The 21,086-nt window shown below is 58.2% G+C and carries 22 protein-coding genes; 9 read left to right on the top strand and 13 right to left on the bottom strand.

Annotated elements, in window-relative coordinates; genetic code table 11:
- Window positions 1-64: 64 nt before the first annotated feature.
- The 11 genes from nqrM to CL546_RS15025 form a co-directional block, all read right to left on the bottom strand.
- A complete protein-coding gene (nqrM, locus tag CL546_RS15075; RefSeq protein ID WP_290496439.1) occupies window positions 65-301 on the bottom strand; it encodes a (Na+)-NQR maturation NqrM in 237 nt (78 codons plus the stop codon).
- 1 nt (window position 302) lies between these two features.
- Entirely contained in the window at window positions 303-1,313 is a 1,011-nt protein-coding gene (locus CL546_RS15070) for an FAD:protein FMN transferase (RefSeq protein WP_290496437.1), read from the bottom strand.
- Window positions 1,314-1,512: 199 nt separating this feature from the next.
- Window positions 1,513-2,742, bottom strand: a complete 1,230-nt coding sequence (gene nqrF, locus CL546_RS15065) for an NADH:ubiquinone reductase (Na(+)-transporting) subunit F (protein WP_290496435.1) — start codon at window positions 2,740-2,742, stop codon at window positions 1,513-1,515.
- Window positions 2,743-2,757: 15 nt separating this feature from the next.
- A complete protein-coding gene (gene nqrE, locus CL546_RS15060; RefSeq protein WP_007150757.1) occupies window positions 2,758-3,378 on the bottom strand; it encodes an NADH:ubiquinone reductase (Na(+)-transporting) subunit E in 621 nt (206 codons plus the stop codon).
- Window positions 3,379-3,390: 12 nt separating this feature from the next.
- Entirely contained in the window at window positions 3,391-4,056 is a 666-nt protein-coding gene (locus CL546_RS15055) for an NADH:ubiquinone reductase (Na(+)-transporting) subunit D (RefSeq protein ID WP_007148629.1), read from the bottom strand.
- On the bottom strand, window positions 4,056-4,886 hold the full coding sequence (locus tag CL546_RS15050) for a Na(+)-translocating NADH-quinone reductase subunit C (RefSeq protein WP_290496431.1): 831 nt from the start codon (window positions 4,884-4,886) through the stop codon (window positions 4,056-4,058). Before CL546_RS15050 ends, CL546_RS15055 begins: the two co-directional genes overlap by 1 nt.
- Window positions 4,886-6,145 (bottom strand): NADH:ubiquinone reductase (Na(+)-transporting) subunit B, encoded by a 1,260-nt coding sequence (locus CL546_RS15045; RefSeq protein ID WP_290496429.1) that lies wholly within the window; start codon window positions 6,143-6,145, stop codon window positions 4,886-4,888. Before CL546_RS15045 ends, CL546_RS15050 begins: the two co-directional genes overlap by 1 nt.
- Before the next feature lie 2 nt (window positions 6,146-6,147).
- Window positions 6,148-7,494 (bottom strand): Na(+)-translocating NADH-quinone reductase subunit A, encoded by a 1,347-nt coding sequence (locus tag CL546_RS15040; RefSeq protein ID WP_290496426.1) that lies wholly within the window; start codon window positions 7,492-7,494, stop codon window positions 6,148-6,150.
- Window positions 7,495-7,761: 267 nt separating this feature from the next.
- Window positions 7,762-9,201, bottom strand: a complete 1,440-nt coding sequence (locus CL546_RS15035; protein ID WP_290496424.1) for a glyceraldehyde-3-phosphate dehydrogenase — start codon at window positions 9,199-9,201, stop codon at window positions 7,762-7,764.
- Between the two features lie 194 nt (window positions 9,202-9,395).
- A complete protein-coding gene (locus CL546_RS15030) occupies window positions 9,396-9,992 on the bottom strand; it encodes a uracil-DNA glycosylase family protein (protein WP_290496422.1) in 597 nt (198 codons plus the stop codon).
- Window positions 9,989-10,867, bottom strand: coding sequence for an acyl-CoA thioesterase (locus CL546_RS15025; RefSeq protein ID WP_290496420.1), 879 nt, complete (start codon window positions 10,865-10,867; stop codon window positions 9,989-9,991). The genes CL546_RS15030 and CL546_RS15025 overlap by 4 nt, the downstream gene beginning before the upstream one ends.
- A 195-nt stretch (window positions 10,868-11,062) precedes the next feature.
- Between CL546_RS15025 and CL546_RS15020 the strand changes: the two genes are divergently transcribed.
- The 6 genes from CL546_RS15020 to CL546_RS14995 are packed head-to-tail and all read left to right on the top strand — an operon-like array spanning window position 11,063 to window position 14,660.
- Complete coding sequence (locus CL546_RS15020) at window positions 11,063-12,145, top strand: collagen-like domain-containing protein (protein ID WP_290496418.1); 1,083 nt, start codon at window positions 11,063-11,065, stop codon at window positions 12,143-12,145.
- Complete coding sequence (locus CL546_RS15015; RefSeq protein ID WP_290496416.1) at window positions 12,145-12,918, top strand: NHL repeat-containing protein; 774 nt, start codon at window positions 12,145-12,147, stop codon at window positions 12,916-12,918. The genes CL546_RS15020 and CL546_RS15015 overlap by 1 nt, the downstream gene beginning before the upstream one ends.
- A 7-nt stretch (window positions 12,919-12,925) precedes the next feature.
- Window positions 12,926-13,345: a phage tail protein gene (locus CL546_RS15010; protein ID WP_290496414.1), complete on the top strand. Its 420-nt coding sequence runs from the start codon at window positions 12,926-12,928 to the stop codon at window positions 13,343-13,345.
- Between the two features lie 11 nt (window positions 13,346-13,356).
- The gene (locus CL546_RS16535) at window positions 13,357-13,758 is read left to right on the top strand and encodes a phage tail protein (protein WP_366604486.1); all 402 of its coding nucleotides are present in this window, start codon (window positions 13,357-13,359) and stop codon (window positions 13,756-13,758) included.
- Window positions 13,759-13,770: 12 nt separating this feature from the next.
- Window positions 13,771-14,187 (top strand): phage tail protein, encoded by a 417-nt coding sequence (locus CL546_RS15000; protein WP_290496412.1) that lies wholly within the window; start codon window positions 13,771-13,773, stop codon window positions 14,185-14,187.
- Window positions 14,187-14,660 (top strand): GNAT family N-acetyltransferase, encoded by a 474-nt coding sequence (locus CL546_RS14995; RefSeq protein WP_290496411.1) that lies wholly within the window; start codon window positions 14,187-14,189, stop codon window positions 14,658-14,660. The genes CL546_RS15000 and CL546_RS14995 overlap by 1 nt, the downstream gene beginning before the upstream one ends.
- Here CL546_RS14995 and CL546_RS14990 read toward each other — a convergent pair.
- The gene (locus CL546_RS14990) at window positions 14,635-14,922 is read right to left on the bottom strand and encodes a DUF6916 family protein (RefSeq protein WP_290496409.1); all 288 of its coding nucleotides are present in this window, start codon (window positions 14,920-14,922) and stop codon (window positions 14,635-14,637) included. The two genes, CL546_RS14995 and CL546_RS14990, sit on opposite strands and share 26 nt — an antisense overlap.
- A gap of 108 nt (window positions 14,923-15,030) precedes the next feature.
- Between CL546_RS14990 and mfd the strand changes: the two genes are divergently transcribed.
- The 3 genes from mfd to CL546_RS14975 all read left to right on the top strand — a co-directional run bounded on the left by mfd (window position 15,031) and on the right by CL546_RS14975 (window position 20,470).
- Window positions 15,031-18,510 (top strand): transcription-repair coupling factor, encoded by a 3,480-nt coding sequence (mfd, locus tag CL546_RS14985; RefSeq protein ID WP_290496407.1) that lies wholly within the window; start codon window positions 15,031-15,033, stop codon window positions 18,508-18,510.
- Window positions 18,511-18,766: 256 nt separating this feature from the next.
- Window positions 18,767-19,363: a peptidoglycan binding protein CsiV gene (locus CL546_RS14980; protein ID WP_290496405.1), complete on the top strand. Its 597-nt coding sequence runs from the start codon at window positions 18,767-18,769 to the stop codon at window positions 19,361-19,363.
- A 57-nt stretch (window positions 19,364-19,420) separates the two neighbouring features.
- Window positions 19,421-20,470, top strand: a complete 1,050-nt coding sequence (locus CL546_RS14975; RefSeq protein WP_290496403.1) for a helix-turn-helix transcriptional regulator — start codon at window positions 19,421-19,423, stop codon at window positions 20,468-20,470.
- Window positions 20,471-20,475: 5 nt separating this feature from the next.
- Here CL546_RS14975 and CL546_RS14970 read toward each other — a convergent pair.
- Window positions 20,476-21,086 (bottom strand): hypothetical protein (locus CL546_RS14970; protein ID WP_290496401.1); only part of this gene is annotated, 611 nt, incomplete at its 5' end.

Raw genomic sequence — 21,086 nt, 5'->3', positions numbered from 1 at the left:
CCTACCGGTCGTTCAGGCACAAAAAAGCCCGCACAGGGCGGGCTTCTTGTGGCCGGGCACGGGCTTACATCTTCATCACGTCCTTACCCAGAGCGGCTGCTTTTTCGCTGTTCACCTTGCGGGCATTCTCTTCGCATGCGTCGTCGTTACCGCCGCAGATTTCACAGTCCTGTTTCATGCCCAGTGAGGCCAGGCCACCACAGGAGCCTTTAACCGGCTTGTTGGAAAGAATCACGCCCACAGCCATGCCGGCGAAAAGCAGGCCAATGAAAACTACTGCTGCCACAATGGTCATGAACATGTTACTTACCCTCCACAATTGCATCGAAGGCGGGAGTCGATAACTCTTCCACGCCCTTATTGGTTCTGACAATAAAAAAGACTGCCAGTTCATGGTCTTTGGCGAAAGCCATTCCTTCATCCGGGCCCAGCACCGTCATGGCGGTGGCCAGGCCGTCGGCCATCATGGCACTTTTGTGCAAAACGGACACCGAGGCCAACTGGTGCTCCACCGGGTAACCGGTACGGGGATCAATGGTATGGGAATACAAGCGGCCTTCCGACTCAAAGAAGTTCCGGTAATCGCCACTGGTGGCCACGGCCATGTTCTTGAGGTCTACCACCTGCTCCACCTCGCGAACGCCCGCAATCGGGCGTTCCACGGCAACCCGCCAGGGCTGTTTATAGGGCTTGCTGCCCTTGCCCAGCAGTTCTCCGCCGACTTCTACCAGGTAGTTATTCACCCCATGGCTATCCAGTAAGGTCGCCACCTTGTCCACCGCAAAGCCTTTCGCAATGGATGACAGATCCACATACACGCCGCCGGGTTGCAGCAATTGCTGGTCGCTGAGCAGCAGTTTCTGCCAGCCAACCCGTTCCTTCGCTGTCTCGACTTCGCTGGCCTCTGGCGGCTCGAATCGGTTCGGGTCCGGTCCGAAGCCCCACAGGTTAACCAGCGGCCCCACCGTCACGTCATAGGCGCCGCCGGTTTGTTCCGACAGGGAGAACGCGGCCAGCAGCACCTTCACCGTATCTGCGGGCAGATTCATCAGTGCCCCCGGCTCGGCATTGTTGAAACGGCTTAGGGAGGAATCCGGGCGGTAGGTGCTCATCTGGGCGTTCACCTGCTCCAGCGCCGCTTCGATCTCCCCCTTCAACGCTTCCACGCCTTCATCCGGGGTGCCGGTGTATTTGACGCTCCAGGTGGTTCCCATGGTGGGACCACTGAGTACAGACAGGCGATTCTTGCTGTCATCACAGCCCGTCAGCAGCAGCGCCAGGGAGACAATCAGCAGAGGAAGAATGCGGGGCATTGTCATGGTCCGGTGGTTAGCAGGAGCGAGCTCAAAGGTTAAAGTTCAAACGCGCGTTGCCCAGACACCACGCTGACACGGCTATAACCGCGACGAGCGATTTCGCAGGGAAATGCACAAGATCACCGCTTACCTTTTCAACTTTAAACTTTGAACTTTCAACTTAAAGAAACGCCGGCCCGAAGGCCGGCGTTTGGAATCATCCGCCGAAGTCATCCAGCAGGATATTTTCCGGTTCCACACCAAGATCTTCGAGCATCTTGATTACCGAGGCGTTCATCATCGGCGGACCACACATGTAGTACTCGCAGTCTTCAGGAGCCGGATGGTCCTTCAGGTACTGTTCGAACAACACGTTATGGATAAAGCCGGTGAGGCCATCCCAGTTGTCTTCGGGCTGCGGATCCGACAGGGCCAGATGCCACTCGAAGTTATCGTTCTCGTCCGCGAGCAGATCGTACTCTTCATTGTAGAAGCACTCACGCACACTCCGTGCACCGTACCAGAAGCTGATCTTGCGCTTGGAGCTCAACCGCTTGAGCTGGTCGAAAATATGGCTACGCATGGGTGCCATGCCCGCACCACCACCGATGAACACCATTTCCGCATCGGTCTTCTTGGCGAAGAACTCACCGAAGGGTCCGAATACGGTGATCTTGTCACCCGGTTTCAGGTTGAAGACGTAGGAGCTCATGATCCCGGGCTGAATATCCTTGGACCCCGGAGGCGGCGTCGCGATACGGATATTGAACTTCAGAATGCCCTTTTCTTCCGGGTAGTTGGCCATGGAATAGGCGCGAATCACTTCTTCGTTGTTCTTGGTGTTCAAGTCGAAGAATTTGAAACGTTCCCAGTCACCGCGGTATTCCTCGTCGATGTCGAAGTCGGAAAACTTCACATCAAAGGGCGGCGCTTCCAGCTGCACATAACCACCCGCGCGGAAATCCACGTTTTCGCCTTCCGGCAATTTCAGCGTCAGCTCTTTAATGAAAGTGGCAACGTTATTATTGGCAATAACCTCGCATTCCCACTTCTTCACGCCGAAGAATTCTTCCGGCACCTGGATCTTCATGTCCTGCTTCACGTTGACCTGGCAGCTCAGGCGCCAGCCATCGCGAATTTGCCCTTTGGTGAAGTGGCCTTCTTCGGTGGGAAGAATGTCTCCCCCACCGTCGAGCACCTGGCAGCGACACTGCGCACAGGTACCACCGCCACCACAGGCGGAGGACAGGAAAATCCCCTGGTCTGCCAGGGTGCCCAACAGCTTGCCGCCGGCAGGCGCATCAATGCCTTTTTCGGCATCGTCGTTAATATCGATGTGTACGTTACCGGTTGCCACCAGACGGGAACGGGCAGCAAGAATCACCGCCACCAGCGCCAGCACAATGGCAGTGAACATGACGACACCGAGAATAATCTCAACACTCATGATTCAACTCTCCCCTTACAGCTGCACGCCGGAAAATGACATGAAGCCCAGTGACATCAGACCCACGGTGATGAAAGTGATGCCCAGACCTTTCAGACCATCCGGTACGTCGCTGTACTTGAGCTTTTCGCGGATACCCGCCAGCAATGTAATCGCCAGCGCCCACCCGGTACCGGCACCCACGCCGTATACCATGGACTCACCCAGGGTGTAGTCACGCTCCACCATGAACAGGGAAGCACCCAGAATGGCGCAGTTCACGGTAATCAGCGGCAGGAAGATACCCAGCGCGTTGTAGAGGCTCGGCACATACTTGTCCAGGGTCATCTCCAGAATCTGCACCAGCGCGGCGATAACGCCAATGTAGCTGAGCAGCCCCAGGAAACGCAGATCCAGTTCGGCCAGCGCCGGCACACCGGTCCAGGCCAGTGCCCCTTCATCAAGCAGGTAGGTTAGCAGCAGGTTGTTCACCGGCACGGTGATGGTCAGTACCACCACCACGGCAATCCCCAGGCCAATAGCAGTCGAGATCTTCTTGGATACGGCTATAAACGTACACATGCCCAGGAAGAAGGCCAGCGCCATGTTTTCAACAAAGACGGCGCGGACGAACAGGCTCAGATAATGTTCAAACATTCCTCGTCTCCGTTAAAACGCGTCGCTGACACGGGTGTGTGGCTTCATCTTGAAGTCGTCCGGCTCTACCTGCTCCGGCTTCCACGCACGGATGGCCCAGATGAACAACCCGATCAGGAAGAAAGCGCTCGGCGGCAGCAGCATCATGCCGTTGGTCATATACCAGCCACCCTCGGACACCTTGGGCAGAATTTGATGACCGAAGAGGCTACCGGCACCCAGCAACTCACGGGTAAAGCCGAGGCCCAACAGGATCGCGGAGTAGCCCAGGCCATTGCCCACACCATCCAGGAAAGACGGGATCGGCGGATTCTTCATGGCGAAGGCTTCCGCACGGCCCATCACGATACAGTTGGTGATGATCAACCCCACGAACACCGACAGCTGCTTGGAAATGCTGTAGGCGTACGCTTTAAGAAACTGATCCACCACGATTACCAGCGACGCAATAATGGTCATCTGCACGATGATCCGAATGCTGGAAGGAATGCTGTTGCGAATCGAGCTTACGAAGAAGTTCGAAAACGCGGTTACTGCGGTCAATGCGATACACATGGTGACCGTAGTACTCAGGTTGCTGGTTACCGCCAGCGCGGAACAGATACCCAGGATCTGCAGCGCGATGGGGTTGTTGTCGAAAATCGGACCTAACAGAATGTCCTTGGTTTTCTCCGCCATTACGCGTCTCCTTCCGGCTGCTCGCTGGATTCAACGGCATCAGTGGCTTCTGCCACATCACCGCCACCTTGCTGCATGCGCTTCAGGTAGGGGCCAAAGCCGTTCTCGCCGACCCAGAAGCGAAGCAGGTTGCTGACACCGTTGCTGGTCAGGGTAGCACCGGCCAGGCCGTCCACCTTGTGTTCAGCATTCGGGGTGTTGCTTTCCACCGTACCCTTGATGACCTGGATTTCCACCTCGCCCTGATCACCGTACAGCTTCTTACCATGCCACAGGGCCTTCCATTTGGGGTTATCCACTTCACCGCCCAGGCCCGGGGTTTCGCCATGCTCATAGAAACCCAGACCGGCCACGGTGTTGGCATCCGGCTCCAGCGCCAGGAAACCGTAAAGCGTGGACCACAGACCATAGCCGTGAACCGGCAGGATGATGCGGCTCAGTTCGCCATTATCACCACGGGCCAGATATACCTCAGCCACGTCCGCCTGGTTCTTGATACCGGCGATGTCCACGTCACCACTAAGGCGCTCGGACTGGGCCGGATCCTTGGCGGCGGTACGCTGATCGTAGCTTTCCGGCATTTCGACATAGTCACCGCTATCGATGTCGACAAACTTGCGCTCGATGGACTTGAACTGCTCGTTCACGTCCTGGCTAGCGTCGTACATGCCGGCGGCAAGCAGGATGTTCATGCGCTTGTCGATCAGCTTGTTTTCGTTCTGCACCGGGCGCAGGCTCACGGCGGCGGTAGCAACCACCACACCGCAGACCACACACACCAGGAAGGCAACCAGCAAAGTCTTGCCGACGCTTTCATTTTTTCCAGCCATTACACTTCTCCCCCGGTACGACGCAGACGACGGCGAATGTTTGACTGAGTGACAAAGTAGTCAATCAGCGGCGCACACAGGTTACCGAACAGGATTGCCAGCATGATGCCTTCCGGGAAGGCCGGGTTGATTACCCGGATCAGGACGGTCATCACACCAATCAGGGCACCGAAGATGTATTTACCGGTGTTGGTCATGGACGCAGACACCGGATCGGTGGCCATGAAGATCATGCCGAAGGCGAAACCACCCACACTCAGGTGCCAGTACCACGGCATGCCGAACATGGCGTTGGTCTCGGACCCGATCACGTTGAACAACGCAGACATGCCCACCATGCCCAGGAACACGCCCAGCACAATGCGCCAGGAAGCAATCTTGGTCATCAACAGGGCCGCGCCACCGATCAGGATAGCCAGAGTGGACGTCTCACCGATGCTGCCCTGAATGTTACCCAGGAAGGTATTCATCCAGCTCAGGCTGGCGGCCGCCGCCGCCGCGCCTTCGGTCAGCGCATTACCGGTCAGGCCAGCCGCGTAGTTCAGGCTGCCAGAGGCGGCCAGAGACAGGGAGGTGGCGCCGGAGAAGTTGTCCACGGCGGTCCAGACTGCGTCACCGGACATCTGCGCCGGGTAAGCAAAGTACAGGAACGCACGGCCAACCAGTGCCGGGTTGAGGAAGTTCTTGCCGGTTCCCCCGAACACTTCCTTGCCGATAACGACACCAAAGGAAATCCCCAGGAAGACCTGCCACAGCGGAATCGACGGCGGCAGAATCAGGGTGAACAGAATACCGGTCACGAAGAAGCCTTCGTTAACCTCATGGCCGCGCTTCCACGCGAACAGGCCTTCCCAGATGAAACCACCCAGGTAGACGGTAATCAGAATGGGAATATAGTAGACCGCACCATGCAGCACGTTGGCCCAGATACTCGCCGGATCAAACCCGGTCAGCGCCGCCACCAGGTCACTGCGCCAGCCGGCCAGCGGACTGGCACCGAGCTCGGCAATCTGCAGGTTGGCCTGATAACCGGTGTTCCACAGACCGAACAGGATCGCCGGGAAGGTGCAGAACCACACCGTCATCATGATCCGCTTCAGATCGAGACCATCACGCACGTGGGCCGCGGAACGGGTTACCGAATCCGGGGTGTAAAGCATGGTGTCGAACATTTCGTAGAAGGTGTAATACTTCTCGAATTTGCCACCCTCATGGAAATGGGGGGACACTTTGTCATCCAGAAACTTTCTCATACCCATGCTCAGCCCTCCGCCTCAATCGTGGTCAGGTTGTCGCGCAGAATCGGACCGTATTCATATTTGCCCGGGCACACGAAGGTGCACAGGGACAGGTCTTCTTCCAGCAACTCCAGGGCACCGAGGGCCGTGGCGCTGTCGGTATCACCAACCACCAATGCGCGCAGCAGTTGCGTCGGCAGAATGTCCAGCGGCATCACTTCTTCATAGGCCCCCACCGGCACCATGGCACGCTCGGAGCCGTTGGTGGTGGTGGTGAAGTTGAAGCGCTTGCCCGGCATCAGCTTGGACAGGTAGATGTTCATCACCGAAAAACGGTTGGTGCCGGGGGAGATGTAACCCAGCAGCTCACGTTCATGGCCTTCACGCAGGACCGTCAGCTGGCTGGTGGTGCGGCTCAGCCAGGCCACCGGGCCACGGGCGTTGTGACCGTTCAGCACAGAGCCGGATACCAGGCGGTTATCGCCACTTTTCAGCTCGCCCTGAACGAAATCATCGACACTGGCGCCAACACGGGTGCGCAGGGCACGCGGTGTTTTTGCCTGCGGGCCGGTCAGCGCAACCACACGGGCGGAGCTGATCTTGCCGTCGGTAAACAGGTTGCCAATGGCAATCACGTCCTGATACCCCACGGACCAGACGGTTTTGTGCAGGCCCACCGGATCCAGGTGGTGAATGTGGGTACCCACATTGCCCGCCGGGTGCTTGCCCGCAAACGCTTCTTCACGCACCTGGCCACCGGCAAAGCTCGGCAGGTCCGTGTTCGGACCACGACACACCCATACCGGACCGTCCGTCAGGCGGCTCAGCACCACCAGACCATTGCGGAAGGCCTGCTCGTTTTCCTTGATCACCACCGCCGGGTCCAGCGCCAGGGGGTTAGTGTCGAGAATGGAAACGAAAAGGGAATTGGGGGTACTGCCGGGTGCCGGCACTTTGCCGAACGGGCGGGTACGCAGCAGGGTCCACTCACCGGAATCCACCAGCTGTTGCTGTACCGCTTCGCGGTCCAGGGAAGCCAGCTGATCGGCGTTGTGAGAGGAAAAGGTGACTTCATCTTCCTGGTCTGCCACTTCAATCACCACGGATTGAAGCACGCGCTTGTGACCACGATTGATCGCAATCACCTTACCGGCAGCAGGAGCGGTGTATTTCACACCCTCGGTTTTCTTGTCCGTGAAGATCAGCTGGCCTTTCTTGACCACGTCTCCCTCGCGGACTTCCATAGTGGGTTTCATCCCCACATAGTCACCGCCGAGCACGGCAACAGAACGAACCTGATGACCTTCCTCAATCGTCTGGCGCGGCGCACCAGCGATGGGCAGATCAAGGCCCTTCCTGATTTTAATCATAGTTTCTCGCCCACGTTGCGTGTTGCTGAAGTCGAGGCACACCCCCAGATCGCCCTGAAAAACAGGGAATTACCGGGAGTGTTCGCAAATTCCGGAATATGCAATGGATGCCGACAAAAACCCGGCGGGCACATTATAAAGTCGTACCTGCCTGTTCGCCAGCACCGTCAGACCCGCCTTTTGTCGCATGGAACCATCTTGGTGCGACTTAAAAACAGGAAATGCACCGAAAAAAAGCCCGCAGGGCGGGCTTCTTCATTCCGGGGTTCAGTCCTTTGGATACGCCGGGAATTCCACCCCGGAGATTTGCTGCAGGATGCGAAGCACCTGGCAGCTGTAGCCGAACTCGTTGTCATACCACACATACAGCACACAGTGGCGGCCATTCACGATGGTCGCTTCCGCGTCGATCACGGAGGCGTGACGGGAGCCGACGAAATCCGTAGACACCGCATCCGGGCTGCTTACGAAATCCACCTGGCGCTGCAATGGAGAATGCAGACTCACCCAACGCAGGTAATCGTTGAGCTCTTCCAGGGTGGTTTCCTTGCCCAGAGTCAGGTTCAGGATCGCCATGGACACGTTCGGGGTTGGAACGCGAATGGAGTTACCGGTCAGCTTACCGTTCAGGTTCGGCAATACTTTGGTGGCCGCAGTGGCCGCACCGGTTTCGGTCAGCACCATGTTCAGTGGCGCAGAACGACCACGACGGGGACCTTTATGGAAGTTATCCAGCAGGTTCTGGTCGTTGGTGTAGGAGTGCACGGTTTCCACGTGGCCAAACTCGATACCGAACTTGTCTTCCAGCGCTTTCAGCGGCGGAACGATGGCATTGGTGGTACAGCTGGCCGCGGAAATGATCTTGTCGCTGTCTTCGATCAGATCATTGTTCACGCCGTGAACAATGTTCTTCATGTTGCCCTTGCCCGGCGCCGTCAACATCACGCGGGATACACCGTTGCACTGCAGGTGCTGGGACAGGCCTTCTTCATCACGCCACTTACCGGTGTTGTCGATTACCACGGCATTGCTGATGCCATAATCAGTGTAATCGATGGATGCCGGGTCGCTGGAGTAGATTACCTTGATGAAGTTGCCATTGGCGATGATCGCATTCTCTTCTTCGTCCACGGCAATGGTGCCGGCGAACGGGCCGTGAACGGAATCACGACGCAGCAGGCTGGCGCGCTTCTGCAGGTCACCCTTGCCAGATTCGCGTACCACAATAGCCTTCAGGCGCAGGCCATCGCCGGAGCCGGCTTTTTCGATCAGCAGGCGAGCCAGAATACGGCCGATACGACCGAAGCCGTACAGCACCACATCGGTACGCTCAGGCATGCCAACCTTGCTGCTCACCGCTTCCGCCAGCTCTTCGCGCACGTAGTCTTCAATAGACAGGCCGCGATTGTCCTTTTTGTACTCCACCGCCAGTTTACCGACATCAATCCGGCAAGGGCCGAGATCCGACTTCGCCACTTCCTGAAGGATCGGGAAGGTATCGACCACAGACAGCTCGGAATCTTCGACCTGCTTGACGAAACGGTGGCTCTTCAGAATCTGGATAACAGACTTGTTGACCAGGGAACGGCTGTACACGGTCGTGGTAACGTTCTTTTCACGATGCAGGCGGCCGATCATGGGGATCATGGCTTCTGCAATTTCTTCGCGATTTTTCCAGCGTCCGAAATGGTCTTCCAGTTTGCTCACGGAGATGGCCCTCTCAGTTTGGGTTCAGGCGGCGGAAAGCGGCGTCATTGCCCTGCTTCCCGTCCCACCTGCGGTGGTGGAGTTCGGGGCGCGCATAATAGCGCCAAAAAGCCGCATTATCCACCCGGGTTACGGGGATATTGCGCGCCATGATTCGGCCCTGGCCGAAACAAACCGCCAGTGCATCAGCCTTATCATCCCGCAGGCGGTGCTTGCAAAGCGCTGGCCACTTGTTCGCGCAGCACCGGCACCACTTCCTCATCAAACCAGGGCCGCTGGCGCAGCCACAGGCGATTGCGGGGGCTGGGATGGGGCAACGGGAAAAACCCCGCCTCCAGCGCCCGGGCAAAATGCCGCACATTGTCGGTGAGCGTTTTACCCGGCTGCGGCAGGTAGTAACGCTGGGCGTACTGCCCCACCAGCAACGTCAGACGCCGATTCGGCAGCTCCGCCAGCAACCGATCGTGCCATTGCGGCGCGCATTCCGGGCGCGGCGGCAGATCGCCGCCTTTCCCGCGCCCCGGGTAACACAGCCCCATGGGCACTATCGCCACCTGGTCCGCGTCGTAGAACGTTTCAGGGCCGATCTGCAGCCAGTCCCGCAACCGTTCACCGGACGGGTCATTCCAGGGAATGCCGGTTTCATGAACACGCGTCCCCGGCGCCTGGCCCACGATCAACAGCCGTGCCCCCTCCCCGGCCTGCACCACTGGCCGCGGCCCCCGAGGCAGGTGCGGCTCACACAGCCGGCAAGCGCGCACCTCTTCCAGCAGGTCAATCAGCTGTGTCATTCCGCCGGGCTGTCAGAGGGGTGCAAACGCATCAGCCCTTCCTGGGCCACCGACGCCACCAACGTGCCGTCCTGGCGATAGATGGAACCGAAGTTCAGGCCACGGGAACCGCCGGCAAAAGGACTGTCACTGCGGTACAGCAGCCATTCATCAATACGGAAGTCATCATGGAACCACATGGCATGGTCGATACTGGCGCACTGCACATTGGGCTGCCAGAAATTCATCCCGTGGGGCAGCATGGCGGTGCCCATCAGGCCGAAGTCCGAACAGTAGGCCAGTAGTGCCCGCTGGGTCATAGAGTCGGCCTCGACCCGATCCACCACCCGGAACCAGACTTCGCGGATCGGCGGTTTGGGCTCAGAGGAAATGGAGTCCTGCGGCGTTACCGGGCGAAACTCCACCGGGCGCTCGGTCAGGAAATCCTGCCGGTACTGCTCCGGCAAGCGATCCACCAGCTTCAAGCGAATCGCCTCATCGTTTTCCAGCCCCTCCGGGCCCGGCACCTCCGGCATCGGTGCCTGATGGCAAACGCCCTCCTCGGCCACCTGGTAGGACACCGCCAGAGAAAAAATCGGTCGGCCATGCTGGATCGCGTTCACCCGGCGTGTGGTAAAGCTCTTGCCGTCACGGATACGGTCCACGTCATAGACAATCGGTATATTGAAGTCCCCCGGGCGCAGAAAATAGGCATGCAGCGAATGCACAGGGCGACTCTCATCCACCGTCCGCGATGCCGCCAGCAGCGCCTGCCCGGCCACCAGCCCCCCAAATACGCTGCGCTGGCCATTGGCCTCGCTCTGCCCGCGAAACAAATTGTTCTCCAACTGTTCCAGGTCAAACAGACCCATCAGCTCCTGAACCGGTGCTTTCATAGCCAATCCTCAGCGCAATAAAACCAATGGTCGCCATACTACCTGCAACTAAAAAGAATTTTGAGATTGACGACATACTGGAAAGTAGGCAGGCGCAATAGCGGATACAGCTTGTTTGTTTAACAAAGAAATGCCTAATATGTACTCAACGACTAAAGAAGGCCCGACCTTCTGCATCTCCTGGGGGACAATCTGATGCTTCAATCACTTCGCTATTGCCTGGCGGCAATAGGGGTTTTCTGCGCGCTTGCCACAACTTCTGCCCACGCAGAAGTCCCTTCCCGCCTGGTAGTTCAGGGATATCTCACCGACCTCAGTAGCCAGCGCCCTTTACACGGCACCTTTGATGTGGAGGTCACCCTTTACGATATGTCCGGGCGCACCACGGAATATCAAACCGCCGGCGGCACCGCCACCGATCCCCAGGGGCTCGGCGCGGTACTGTGGACTGAAACCCAGGTAATTACCGCCGAAGACGGCCGCTACAGCGTGGTTCTCGGCGACGACGCCAGCAACCCGCTACCCGACGATTTACTCGGCAGCGATCAGGTCGAACTGGGCCTGGCCATCGATGGCGACAGCGAAATGATGCCGCGCCTTGCGGTTACCACCGGTAGCGTCCCCTACGCCTTTCAGGCCCGTGAAGCCGAACAGGTCACTGGTGATATTGAACCACTCTCCCTGAGCATTGACGGGCAACTGCTGATTAATGAAAACGGCGAATGGGTTGGCCCGGATAGCGGATTGGTTGGTCCAAAAGGCGATACCGGTGATGCGGGGCCTGCTGGTGCTGACGGCGTTGATGGCGTTGATGGTGCAACCGGGCCTATTGGTCCTGTAGGTCCCGCTGGAGCTGACGGCGCACAAGGACCTGTCGGCCCTCAAGGCTTGCAAGGCCCCATGGGGCCCATTGGCATGATGGGCCCCCCTGGCTCTCCCGGCATAATGGGTCCTCCCGGCTCTCCCGGCTCGATGGGGCCTCCTGGGACTCCCGGCTCGATGGGGCCCCAAGGCCCAATGGGCCCCACTGGCATGACCGGCCCCGCCGGCACCTTCAGCACCAGCAATATTGCCCATAGCACCTGTAACAGCGCGACAAGCTGTCAGTGCAGCAGCGGTGTCGTTCTGGCTGGCGGTGTTCAGTGCGCCAGTGATAGCTACATCACCAACAGCTACCCCAGTGCTGCAGGCACCTGGAGTGGCAGCTGCGAAACCTGGCAAACCGGCGTGGCAGCAACCCCTGCCGCTATCACCATTACTTGCGCGGTTACCAACTAATGACCATCACCCGACGGCAATTCATCGCTGCAGGGGGCGCGGCCGGCGTGCTGTTAAGCACCCCTCTGCTTGCGGGTGCCACTGCCACCCGCGTAGAACTGGTCAATGGCGCCCGCGCCATTGCCCTGGGCGACAACCAGCGACTGCAGGTCAGCGATCATGGTCGCCAGGCACTGTGGCAACGCAATGGCAGCATTCAGAGCCTCACCACCGGCGCCCCCTACGAAACCCGTATCGTGGCCGCCGCACTGGATGGCGACAACGTTGTCCTGCTCGATCGCGGCCAGCGCCAGCTCCGCTGGCACCGGCCTGACGGTTCACAGGCGCGCCAAATCAGCCTGACCGAGCTGCTGGAGCCTGCTGACTTTGTCCTTCATCGCGAACACGCATTGATTGCGGACGTGCACGGCCACCGGCTGATGCGCCTGAATCTGCGCACAGGGGCGAGCCAATGGATAGAGAGCGATCGCCCCCTGAATGGCCCTGCCTCACTGGCCAAAACCGGGGATCGCATCAGCCTGCTCACTGTCGGTGACCGGCGTCTGCATCACTTCACCCTGGCCGGCCTTAGCCTGGGGAGTGAAGTGAGCGCCATGAACATGCCCAGCGGGCTGACCGCCGTCAACGACCAGCTACTGGTGATGGACCGGTGCCAGAAACAACTTTGCTGGGCAGATCGTTCCACTCCGCTACTGGCACTCCCCCAAACCGGCGCCCAGCAGCTGGCTCACTTGAGCTGGCAACCGGGCAGTAACCTGCTGATCAGCGTATGAGGTCACTATGAGCGAACCCTTTATCGCCGAAATCCGCATCTTTGCGGGTAATTTTGCCCCTCGCAACTGGGCGTTCTGCAACGGGCAACTTTTGCCTATTAATCAAAACGCCGCCCTGTTCAGCCTGATTGGCACCATTTATGGCGGGAATGGCACAACGGTATTCAATTTGCCAAACCTGCAAGGCCGAGCACCAGCGCACCCCGGTCATGCCCCCGGGCTTGGAGATTACGACCCGGGCCAGCGGGTGAATAACACCCAGTCCAGCGTAACGGTGGTGCAAGGCGTCACACCAGATCGTGGATTAGGCAGTAACCAGACCACGCGCACTATTACCGCCAAAATACCTGCTGGCGATCAGCGTCACCCTTACTTGGGCGTGAACTATATTATTGCCCTGCAAGGGCTCTACCCATTCAGAAGCTAGGAGCCCCACTGATGAGCGAACCCTTTCTCGCTGAAATCCGCATTTACGGCTTCAACTTTGCCCCCAGAGGCTGGGCCTTTTGCGATGGTCAGATTCTGCCAATCAACCAAAACCAGTCTCTGTATTCTCTGTTGGGGACCACCTACGGCGGCGACGGCAGAACCAGCTTTGCGCTTCCAGACCTGCGCGGCCGCACCCCAATGCATCTGGCATCCGGCAACATCAGCCAAGGCAGCAAAGGGGGAACCCTGAGCGACACCGACGACGGAGAAACCCTGGACAGCCTGACACTGGACCGCAACCTGGACAGCACCCTGAATAGCACACCAGTTGCCACCCAAGGCGCGCAGATGCCCACCATCGCGCTTAACTTTGCCATCGCCCTGCAAGGGATTTTCCCACCCCGCAGCTAACGAGAGGTCCCTATGTCTGAACCCTTTATCGGCGAGATTCGCATGTTTGCCGGCAATTATGCCCCGCTAGGCTGGGCATTCTGTGATGGTCAACTATTAGCGATATCGCAAAACGATGCACTGTTCTCCCTGTTCGGCACCATTTACGGTGGCGACGGCAGCACCACATTCGGCCTACCGGATTGTCGTGGCCGCTCCCCGGTGCACGCCGGCAAGGGCCCGGGGCTTCCTGAGGTTCATCTGGGCGACAAAAGTGGCGGCAATGCCAGTGGCGCGGTTGCGGCTACCACCAGCGTCAGCATTGATCGCGGCCTGGGGAAAACACAACAGACCTGGGAGGCGCTTCCCGTGGGCCAAGCGCACACCACACCACAACTGTTTGTGCATTTCATTGTGGCCCTGTTCGGCATCTACCCTTCCCCTTCGTAATGCACAGCTACCGTTTACGCCCGGCCAGTGACAGCGACACGCCGATGTTACTGGCCATCTACACCAGCACCCGTCAGGAAGAAGTGGCGCAAACCGGCTGGCCCCAGGCGCAGCAGGATGCCTTTCTGACCCTGCAGGCAAAAGCGCAGCACGAACACTACCTCAAGCATTATCCGGAAGCGGAACGGCACCTGATCGAACTCAACGGGGAGACCGCCGGGAGGCTGTATGTCTCGGACTGGGAGCAAGAGATCCGCATTGTGGACATCGCCCTGCTGCCCGCCTTTCGTGGTACAGGACTGGGATCACAGATCCTCTCCACCTTGCAATCACGGGCTCGCCAGTCCGGCAAGCCCCTGACCATTCACGTGGAAACGAACAACCCGGCGCGGCGACTCTACCTTCGGCTGGGCTTTGAGGAGCAGGAAGACAAGGGCGTCTACCTGCTTATGCGCTGGCAAGCTGGCGATTGAACACCGCCTCGAAATGGTAGGTACCATCGCTGGCGCCTAGCGGCCCCACCGGCACCAGAAACACGGACGCCTCACCCAGCGTCTCGTTGCGCATAACCACCGCCCCTTGCTCCAGTTGTAGCGGGCCCGCGAACAGCAGGGAAAAGCACTCCCAGCCCTCGGGGGACACCGGCACATTCACTTCCGCCAGCGTCAAACTTTCGCCATTTTCCAGCGCGAACGCCTGCCCTTCACAGTCTTTCCATTGTTGTAATGTGATCATGCCACCTCCCCAAATGATGCCCGCAGTGTAGACGGCGCTGACGGCACCGTCACCCTTGGCTACAATACGCCGCCTGATATCTCACCGAATGCGCAGGAACAGGTCTCGATGAAGCTACTCCCCGACAGCAACCTCTTTCCCAGCGGGCGAGAGCACTACAAGGACTGGGCCGGCCTCAATGCCGGCAGCATGGCTGCCGTACTGGCCGAACTGGCCCGCAGCGAAGACCACCTGTTCATGATCCTGGCACCCAACAGCAGTCGTGCCCAGCAGCTTACCGACTCCCTGAGCTTCTATCTGGCCGGCAGTGAAACGCCGGTCATGCTGTTCCCGGACTGGGAAACCCTGCCCTACGACCTGTTCAGCCCACACCAGGACATCATCAGCGACCGCATTCAGGTGCTGCATCAGTTGCCCGCCACTCACAAAGGCATTCTGGTGGTGCCGGTCAATACGCTGATGCAGCGCCTGGCGCCGCCGATCCACATCACCGGCAACAGTTTCCTGCTCAAGGTGGGCGATCGCTTCGACATGGAAGCCACCCGCAGCCGGCTGGTCGCCAGCGGCTATCGACAGCGGGATAACGTGTACGAGCACGGCGAATTTGCCGTGCGTGGGGCGATCATGGATATCTACCCCATGGGCGCCGAGCAGCCATTTCGTATCGAACTGTTCGACGATGAAATCGAATCCCTGCGCCTGTTTGAAGCGGAAAGCCAGCGCTCCACTGGCAAAGTGGACGACATCACCCTGCTGCCCGCGGCGGAATTCCCCCTCAGCGCTGAAGGCATCGCCCGCTTCCGCAGCAACTTCCGCGATACCTTTGACGTGGATACCCGTCACGTCCCTCTCTATCAGGATGTGACGGACGGCCTGGCAGCACCCGGCCTGGAATATTATCTGCCGCTGTTTTTCGAGCAGATGGCCACCCTGTTCGATTACCTGCCCGACGATGTGCGCCTGGTAGAACTGGCTGACTGCCAGAGCGCCATCGAGCATTTCTGGCAGGATGTGGAGCAACGCCACGAATCCCGCCGCCACGATATTCACCGCCCGATTCTGCCCCCCTGGCAATTGTTCCTGCGCCCGGACGAACTGAACGCGGCCCTGAAACAGCACCCGCGCGCGCGCCAGACCACTAGCGATTCGGGCGGCGCAGACCAGGCTATTCACTTTGATGTGGCCCCCATGCCCGCGCTCACCGCCGATGTGCGCGCCAATAATCCGCTTGCCCTGCTGCATACTTTTTCCGACGCACACCCGGACACCCACATCCTGATCTGTGCGGAAACCGCCGGTCGCCGGGAAGCGTTGCTGGAGCTGATGCAGAAAATTCAGATCCAGCCGGCCATGAAAGACAACTGGCCAGATTTCATTGCCAACCCGGCGCGCTGGAGCCTGACCCGGGGTGAACTGGATGCGGGTTTCTACGCTCCGGAACATGCGTTGTTAGTGGTCACCGAAAACGATCTGTACGGCGAACGGGTGTTGCAACGCCGGCGCCGTAAATCCAGCAGCGACGATGGCGCCGCCGAACAGGCCTTCCGCTCCCTGGGCGAAATGACCGTGGGCTCCCCAGTGGTCCATCTGGAACACGGCGTGGGCCGCTATCTGGGCCTCACCCACATGGAAGTGCACCGCCAGCAACACGAGTTTTTACTGCTGGAATACGCCGGCGGCGACAAACTCTATGTGCCGGTGTCCTCTTTGCACCTGATCAGTCGTTACGGTGGCGGCGACACCGCGCCACTGAATCGCCTCGGCACCGAGCAGTGGACCAAGGCCCGCCAGAAAGCCGCCGAAAAAATCCATGATGTGGCCGCCGAACTGCTGAACACTTACGCCCGCCGCGAGGCCCGGGAAGGTCGTCAGTTCGATGTGGACCTGAACGACTACGACCGTTTCAGTGCCGGCTTTCCCTTCGAGGAAACCCCGGACCAGCAAGCCGCCATCGCCTCCGTGGTGGCCGACATGCAATCCAGCCAGCCCATGGATCGGCTGGTTTGTGGTGACGTGGGCTTCGGCAAAACCGAAGTGGCCATGCGCGCCGCCTTCGTGGCCGTGGAAAACCAGACCCAGGTCGCGGTACTGGTGCCAACCACCCTGCTCGCACAGCAACACTACGAATCCTTCACTGACCGTTTTGCCGACTGGCCCGTAAATATCGAAGTGCTGTCGCGCTTTCGCAGCGCCAAGGAAAAGACCCAGGTGCTGCAACGGCTCAAGGAAGGCAAAGTGGATATTCTGGTAGGCACCCACCAGCTACTCCAGGAAACCGTGGCTTTCGACAATCTAGGCCTGATTATTGTCGATGAAGAACACCGCTTCGGGGTGCGCCACAAGGAACGCCTGAAACAGATGCGCGCCGAGTGTGACATTCTCACCCTCACCGCCACCCCCATTCCGCGCACCCTGAACATGGCCATGAGCGGCATGCGTGATATTTCCATCATCGCCACACCGCCGCAAAAACGCCTGTCGGTGAAGACCTTCGTACAGCAACACAACGACACCGCCATCAAGGAAGCCCTGCTTCGCGAACTGCTGCGCGGCGGCCAGGTGTATTACCTGCACAACGACATCGACACCATGGAGAAAACCGCCGCGGATATTCGCAAGCTGGTGCCCGATGCCCGGGTCGGCATTGCCCACGGGCAAATGCGCGAGCGCGAGCTGGAAGCGGTGATGAGCGACTTTTACCACCGTCGTTTCAACGTGCTGGTGAGCACCACCATCATCGAAACCGGCATCGATGTGCCCAGCGCCAACACCATCATCATCGATCGCGCCGACAAGCTCGGCCTGGCCCAACTCCACCAGCTCCGTGGCCGGGTGGGCCGCAGCCACCACCAGGCCTACGCCTACCTGATTACCCCCAGCCCCAAGGTGATGACCAAGGACGCCATCAAACGGCTGGAAGCCATCGAGCAAGCCACCGACCTGGGCGCCGGTTTCATGCTCGCCAGCCAGGACATGGAAATCCGTGGTGCCGGTGAGCTGCTCGGCGAAGAGCAGCATGGCAACATCGAAACCATCGGTTTCAGCCTCTATATGGAAATGCTGGAACAAGCGGTGGAAGCGCTGAAACGCGGCGAGCAACCGGATGTGGAAAAACCCCTCAGCGGCGGCCCGGAACTGAACCTGCGCATTCCCGCGCTGATCCCGGAAGACTACCTGCCCGATGTGTTCGGCCGCCTCACGCTCTACAAGCGCATCGCTGGCTGTAAAACCCGCGCGGGGCTGAAAGAGCTGCAAGTGGAAATGATCGACCGCTTTGGCCTGTTGCCGGAACCGGTGAAAAACCTGTTCGCCGTGACCGAACTACGCCAACAGGCTGAACGGCTGGGCATTATTCGCCTGGATGCCCACGCCACTGGCGGCAAACTGGAATTTGGTGAGCGCACTCCGGTGGACCCGCTCACCATCGTCAAGCTGGTCCAGTCCGGCCCCAACCGCTTCAAGCTGGAAGGGGCCAACGCCCTGCGTTTTGTGGAAGACAGCGAGACACCGGAGGAACGTATCCAGGTCGTGCAGGAACTACTGACGCGCCTGGCAGCCCAAAGCATCAAGACAGGCAGCGCAAGCTGAAGGCACAGGTGAAGACAGGCGTAACACCGAGCCGTTAACCACGCTTTTGTCACAAAATCCGCGCCGATTACCCCATCGCCCGTGAGCAATCCAGGCTTATTGGGGTATAGTCGGCACCCATATTAAACGCCAGACGCATGACGCCTGATGCAATAAAACCGGAAAACAGGTTTTTGATCTTGGGGCGGTCAGAGTTTAGGCATCCGGCGTCGTGCGTTATGCATTCGGCGTTATAAGGCGGCACAAGGAGTGTTCAATGCATCGCGCTTTACTGTTGGTTGTTCTGGTCCTGTTAGGCAACACCGCTATCGCACAAAGATGGTACAAAGTGGAAGTGCTGGTGTTTGCTCAAAACAATGCCAGCAGTGAAGAAATCTGGGCAACTGGCCTGCAGCCTCACTATGCCTCACAGGCCGTGACCATTGGCCAACCGGAAACCAGTGAAGCGGCCGACCCGGATGCCGTTGCCCGGGGCGCCTGGCAGCCGCTGTCCCAGGACGACGAAGTGCTTGGTTATATGCTGGAACGCATGGAAGGCACCGGCGACTACCGCGAGCTGTATCATGCCGCCTGGGAACAACCCATCGGCAGCAAAGCAGAGACATTGCCGGTCTATGTGCGCGGCGGGCAAACACTGCCCACCGAAGGCGGCGAAATACCGGAACTGGAAGGCACCCTGCAGTTCAGCAAATCCCGCTATCTCCATGTAACACCACAAATCTGGTTTAACACGCAAAGCAACGGCGAGCGCCTGTACGTGGACATCGACGAGAAGCGCCGCCTTGCGGGCCACCAGGTGTACTATTTCGACCATGCCCTGTTCGGCATGCTGATTCGCGTTACGCGAAGCTAGGCAATGACGGGAGCCGGGACATATCTCCACGGAATCCCGTAGAGTGATTACGTCATAATGAGCAAGAAAAAAACGCAGTACAGCGTTCACTATCACACCATTCAAGCCAACCGTGTTGCACTGCGACAGTTTTTGACCGAACAGGGAAAGCTCGAACTCCTGGCCCAATTACGCACTCCCCGTGCGGCACCTGAAGATTTCCCCTCCGGCCGTATACCGGTTGAGATCGTCAGCAATGATATTCGCATGGCTGCGGAGGTCACCCAGGAAGAAAACCTGGGCCTGGAAATCATCGATCGTATCGATGTACATGCCATGCCGTTGTTTCAATCCATTGACATGGCTCTCAGGCCCATGAAAGAACACATGGAAAGTGTTCCCCTTAGCCTGATTCTCAGATTAGTGGCGCGGTACTTCCGCATCGCATCGGAAGTCGTCGTGATTGAGGTGAACGAATCACGCGGGGAGATCGAAATCGCTTTCTTGCCAACCGTTCCGGGGGTAATCAATTACCACCAGATTGAAGGAGCCATGCTGGGGTTATCCCGCCTGGTCTTCACCTTACGCGGCGCACTTCCTTCCTTGGTCACACTGCAACGGCAACCTGCAACTATCAACGTTGCGTTGTTTAAACGCAGCTTTCGCCAGATCCCGCGCTTTGCTTCCTGTAAAAATGCGCTGAGTTATCGCATTGATGGGCAAGCCGATATCAGTGGTAACAAGCTACAGCTGGGGGCGGTCATTAACATGCTGGAAAGTCAGTTCCCGTCTTTAACCATGAGCGAGCAAGTCAGGCTGACATTGCGCACCGTACTGGGATTCATTGAACCCAAGCGTGAAAACATAGCCATGTTTTTCAGTATGAGTGTGAGCAGCTTTCAACGGCGCTTGAAAAGCGAGAATCTCACCTTCAATGAAATTCTGCAGTCGGAAAGGAAAAAACTCGTTGAGGAGTATCTTGTTCAAAATCGCTTCAATGCGAACGAAACAGCTTTTCTTTTGGGCTATCGGGCCAAGAGCCAGTTCCTGAAAGCGTTCAGGAACTGGTTCCAGATGACACCTTCCGAATACCTTCAACGCAGGGTTGAAGGTAGCCCGGAAAGGTAAATCACTCAGAGGCTGTTATAGGCATCACAGCCCAAGGCCTCAAACTCTTCCCTCGTGTAATACTGTGCCGTTGGCAGGTACTCACCCATCACAGCACTTTCATCGCCAGGAGTTTCGGTGTTCTGGATCGTCTGTTCAAAGCCGTTCATTGGCTTCATATTGCGGACAATCAGCAGAGATTTAGTCAGATCATCTTCACGACCATCAATGATAGAAAAGCCATCGCCATGCTCTGCCCATTCGAGATAGCCAATACCACAATCAGAGGTCGCGTTGGAAGGGCGGTCTTCAGGAAGGCTGGTCACGATAGTGTATCTACCGTCAGGATTGATGGAAATTTGTTCGTCATACAGACACGCCTGTACTTTCTGTGAGTAGTACTCATTTTGGCAAATGGACCAATAACGTAGTTCTGAGGAAGAAATATCGAAATATTCCTCACCACTCAGGGTTTTAGGCGTGGCCGGAATCTCCCCACGAATCACGACTACCGGTTTAATGGTTCGATCCAGGTGAGTGTAGTGGCATAGTAAATCTGGCCACCTGATTTTGAGTGTATGATCACTCACATAATGAATCAGGTGAAGACGATGGCGAAAACTAGAAACTTCAGTCC

This window comes from Alcanivorax sp. (assembly GCF_002726155.1).
Taxonomy (GTDB): domain Bacteria; phylum Pseudomonadota; class Gammaproteobacteria; order Pseudomonadales; family Alcanivoracaceae; genus Alcanivorax.
Note: the sequence above shows the minus strand (reverse complement) of the source record. Positions and strands in the feature narration are given on the sequence as shown.

Excerpts from the sequence above, each read along its gene's own strand:
- nqrM (WP_290496439.1), bottom strand. The coding sequence starts at position 301 with ATGTTCATGACCATTGTGGCAGCAGTAGTTTTCATTGGCCTGCTTTTC.
- CL546_RS15070 (WP_290496437.1), bottom strand. The coding sequence starts at position 1,313 with ATGCCCCGCATTCTTCCTCTGCTGATTGTCTCCCTGGCGCTGCTGCTG.
- nqrF (WP_290496435.1), bottom strand. The coding sequence starts at position 2,742 with ATGAGTGTTGAGATTATTCTCGGTGTCGTCATGTTCACTGCCATTGTG.
- nqrE (WP_007150757.1), bottom strand. The coding sequence starts at position 3,378 with ATGTTTGAACATTATCTGAGCCTGTTCGTCCGCGCCGTCTTTGTTGAA.
- CL546_RS15055 (WP_007148629.1), bottom strand. The coding sequence starts at position 4,056 with ATGGCGGAGAAAACCAAGGACATTCTGTTAGGTCCGATTTTCGACAAC.
- CL546_RS15050 (WP_290496431.1), bottom strand. The coding sequence starts at position 4,886 with ATGGCTGGAAAAAATGAAAGCGTCGGCAAGACTTTGCTGGTTGCCTTC.
- CL546_RS15045 (WP_290496429.1), bottom strand. The coding sequence starts at position 6,145 with ATGGGTATGAGAAAGTTTCTGGATGACAAAGTGTCCCCCCATTTCCAT.
- CL546_RS15040 (WP_290496426.1), bottom strand. The coding sequence starts at position 7,494 with ATGATTAAAATCAGGAAGGGCCTTGATCTGCCCATCGCTGGTGCGCCG.
- CL546_RS15030 (WP_290496422.1), bottom strand. The coding sequence starts at position 9,992 with ATGACACAGCTGATTGACCTGCTGGAAGAGGTGCGCGCTTGCCGGCTG.
- CL546_RS15025 (WP_290496420.1), bottom strand. The coding sequence starts at position 10,867 with ATGAAAGCACCGGTTCAGGAGCTGATGGGTCTGTTTGACCTGGAACAG.
- CL546_RS15020 (WP_290496418.1), top strand. The coding sequence starts at position 11,063 with ATGCTTCAATCACTTCGCTATTGCCTGGCGGCAATAGGGGTTTTCTGC.
- CL546_RS15015 (WP_290496416.1), top strand. The coding sequence starts at position 12,145 with ATGACCATCACCCGACGGCAATTCATCGCTGCAGGGGGCGCGGCCGGC.
- CL546_RS15010 (WP_290496414.1), top strand. The coding sequence starts at position 12,926 with ATGAGCGAACCCTTTATCGCCGAAATCCGCATCTTTGCGGGTAATTTT.
- CL546_RS16535 (WP_366604486.1), top strand. The coding sequence starts at position 13,357 with ATGAGCGAACCCTTTCTCGCTGAAATCCGCATTTACGGCTTCAACTTT.
- CL546_RS15000 (WP_290496412.1), top strand. The coding sequence starts at position 13,771 with ATGTCTGAACCCTTTATCGGCGAGATTCGCATGTTTGCCGGCAATTAT.
- CL546_RS14995 (WP_290496411.1), top strand. The coding sequence starts at position 14,187 with ATGCACAGCTACCGTTTACGCCCGGCCAGTGACAGCGACACGCCGATG.
- CL546_RS14990 (WP_290496409.1), bottom strand. The coding sequence starts at position 14,922 with ATGATCACATTACAACAATGGAAAGACTGTGAAGGGCAGGCGTTCGCG.
- mfd (WP_290496407.1), top strand. The coding sequence starts at position 15,031 with ATGAAGCTACTCCCCGACAGCAACCTCTTTCCCAGCGGGCGAGAGCAC.
- CL546_RS14980 (WP_290496405.1), top strand. The coding sequence starts at position 18,767 with ATGCATCGCGCTTTACTGTTGGTTGTTCTGGTCCTGTTAGGCAACACC.
- CL546_RS14975 (WP_290496403.1), top strand. The coding sequence starts at position 19,421 with ATGAGCAAGAAAAAAACGCAGTACAGCGTTCACTATCACACCATTCAA.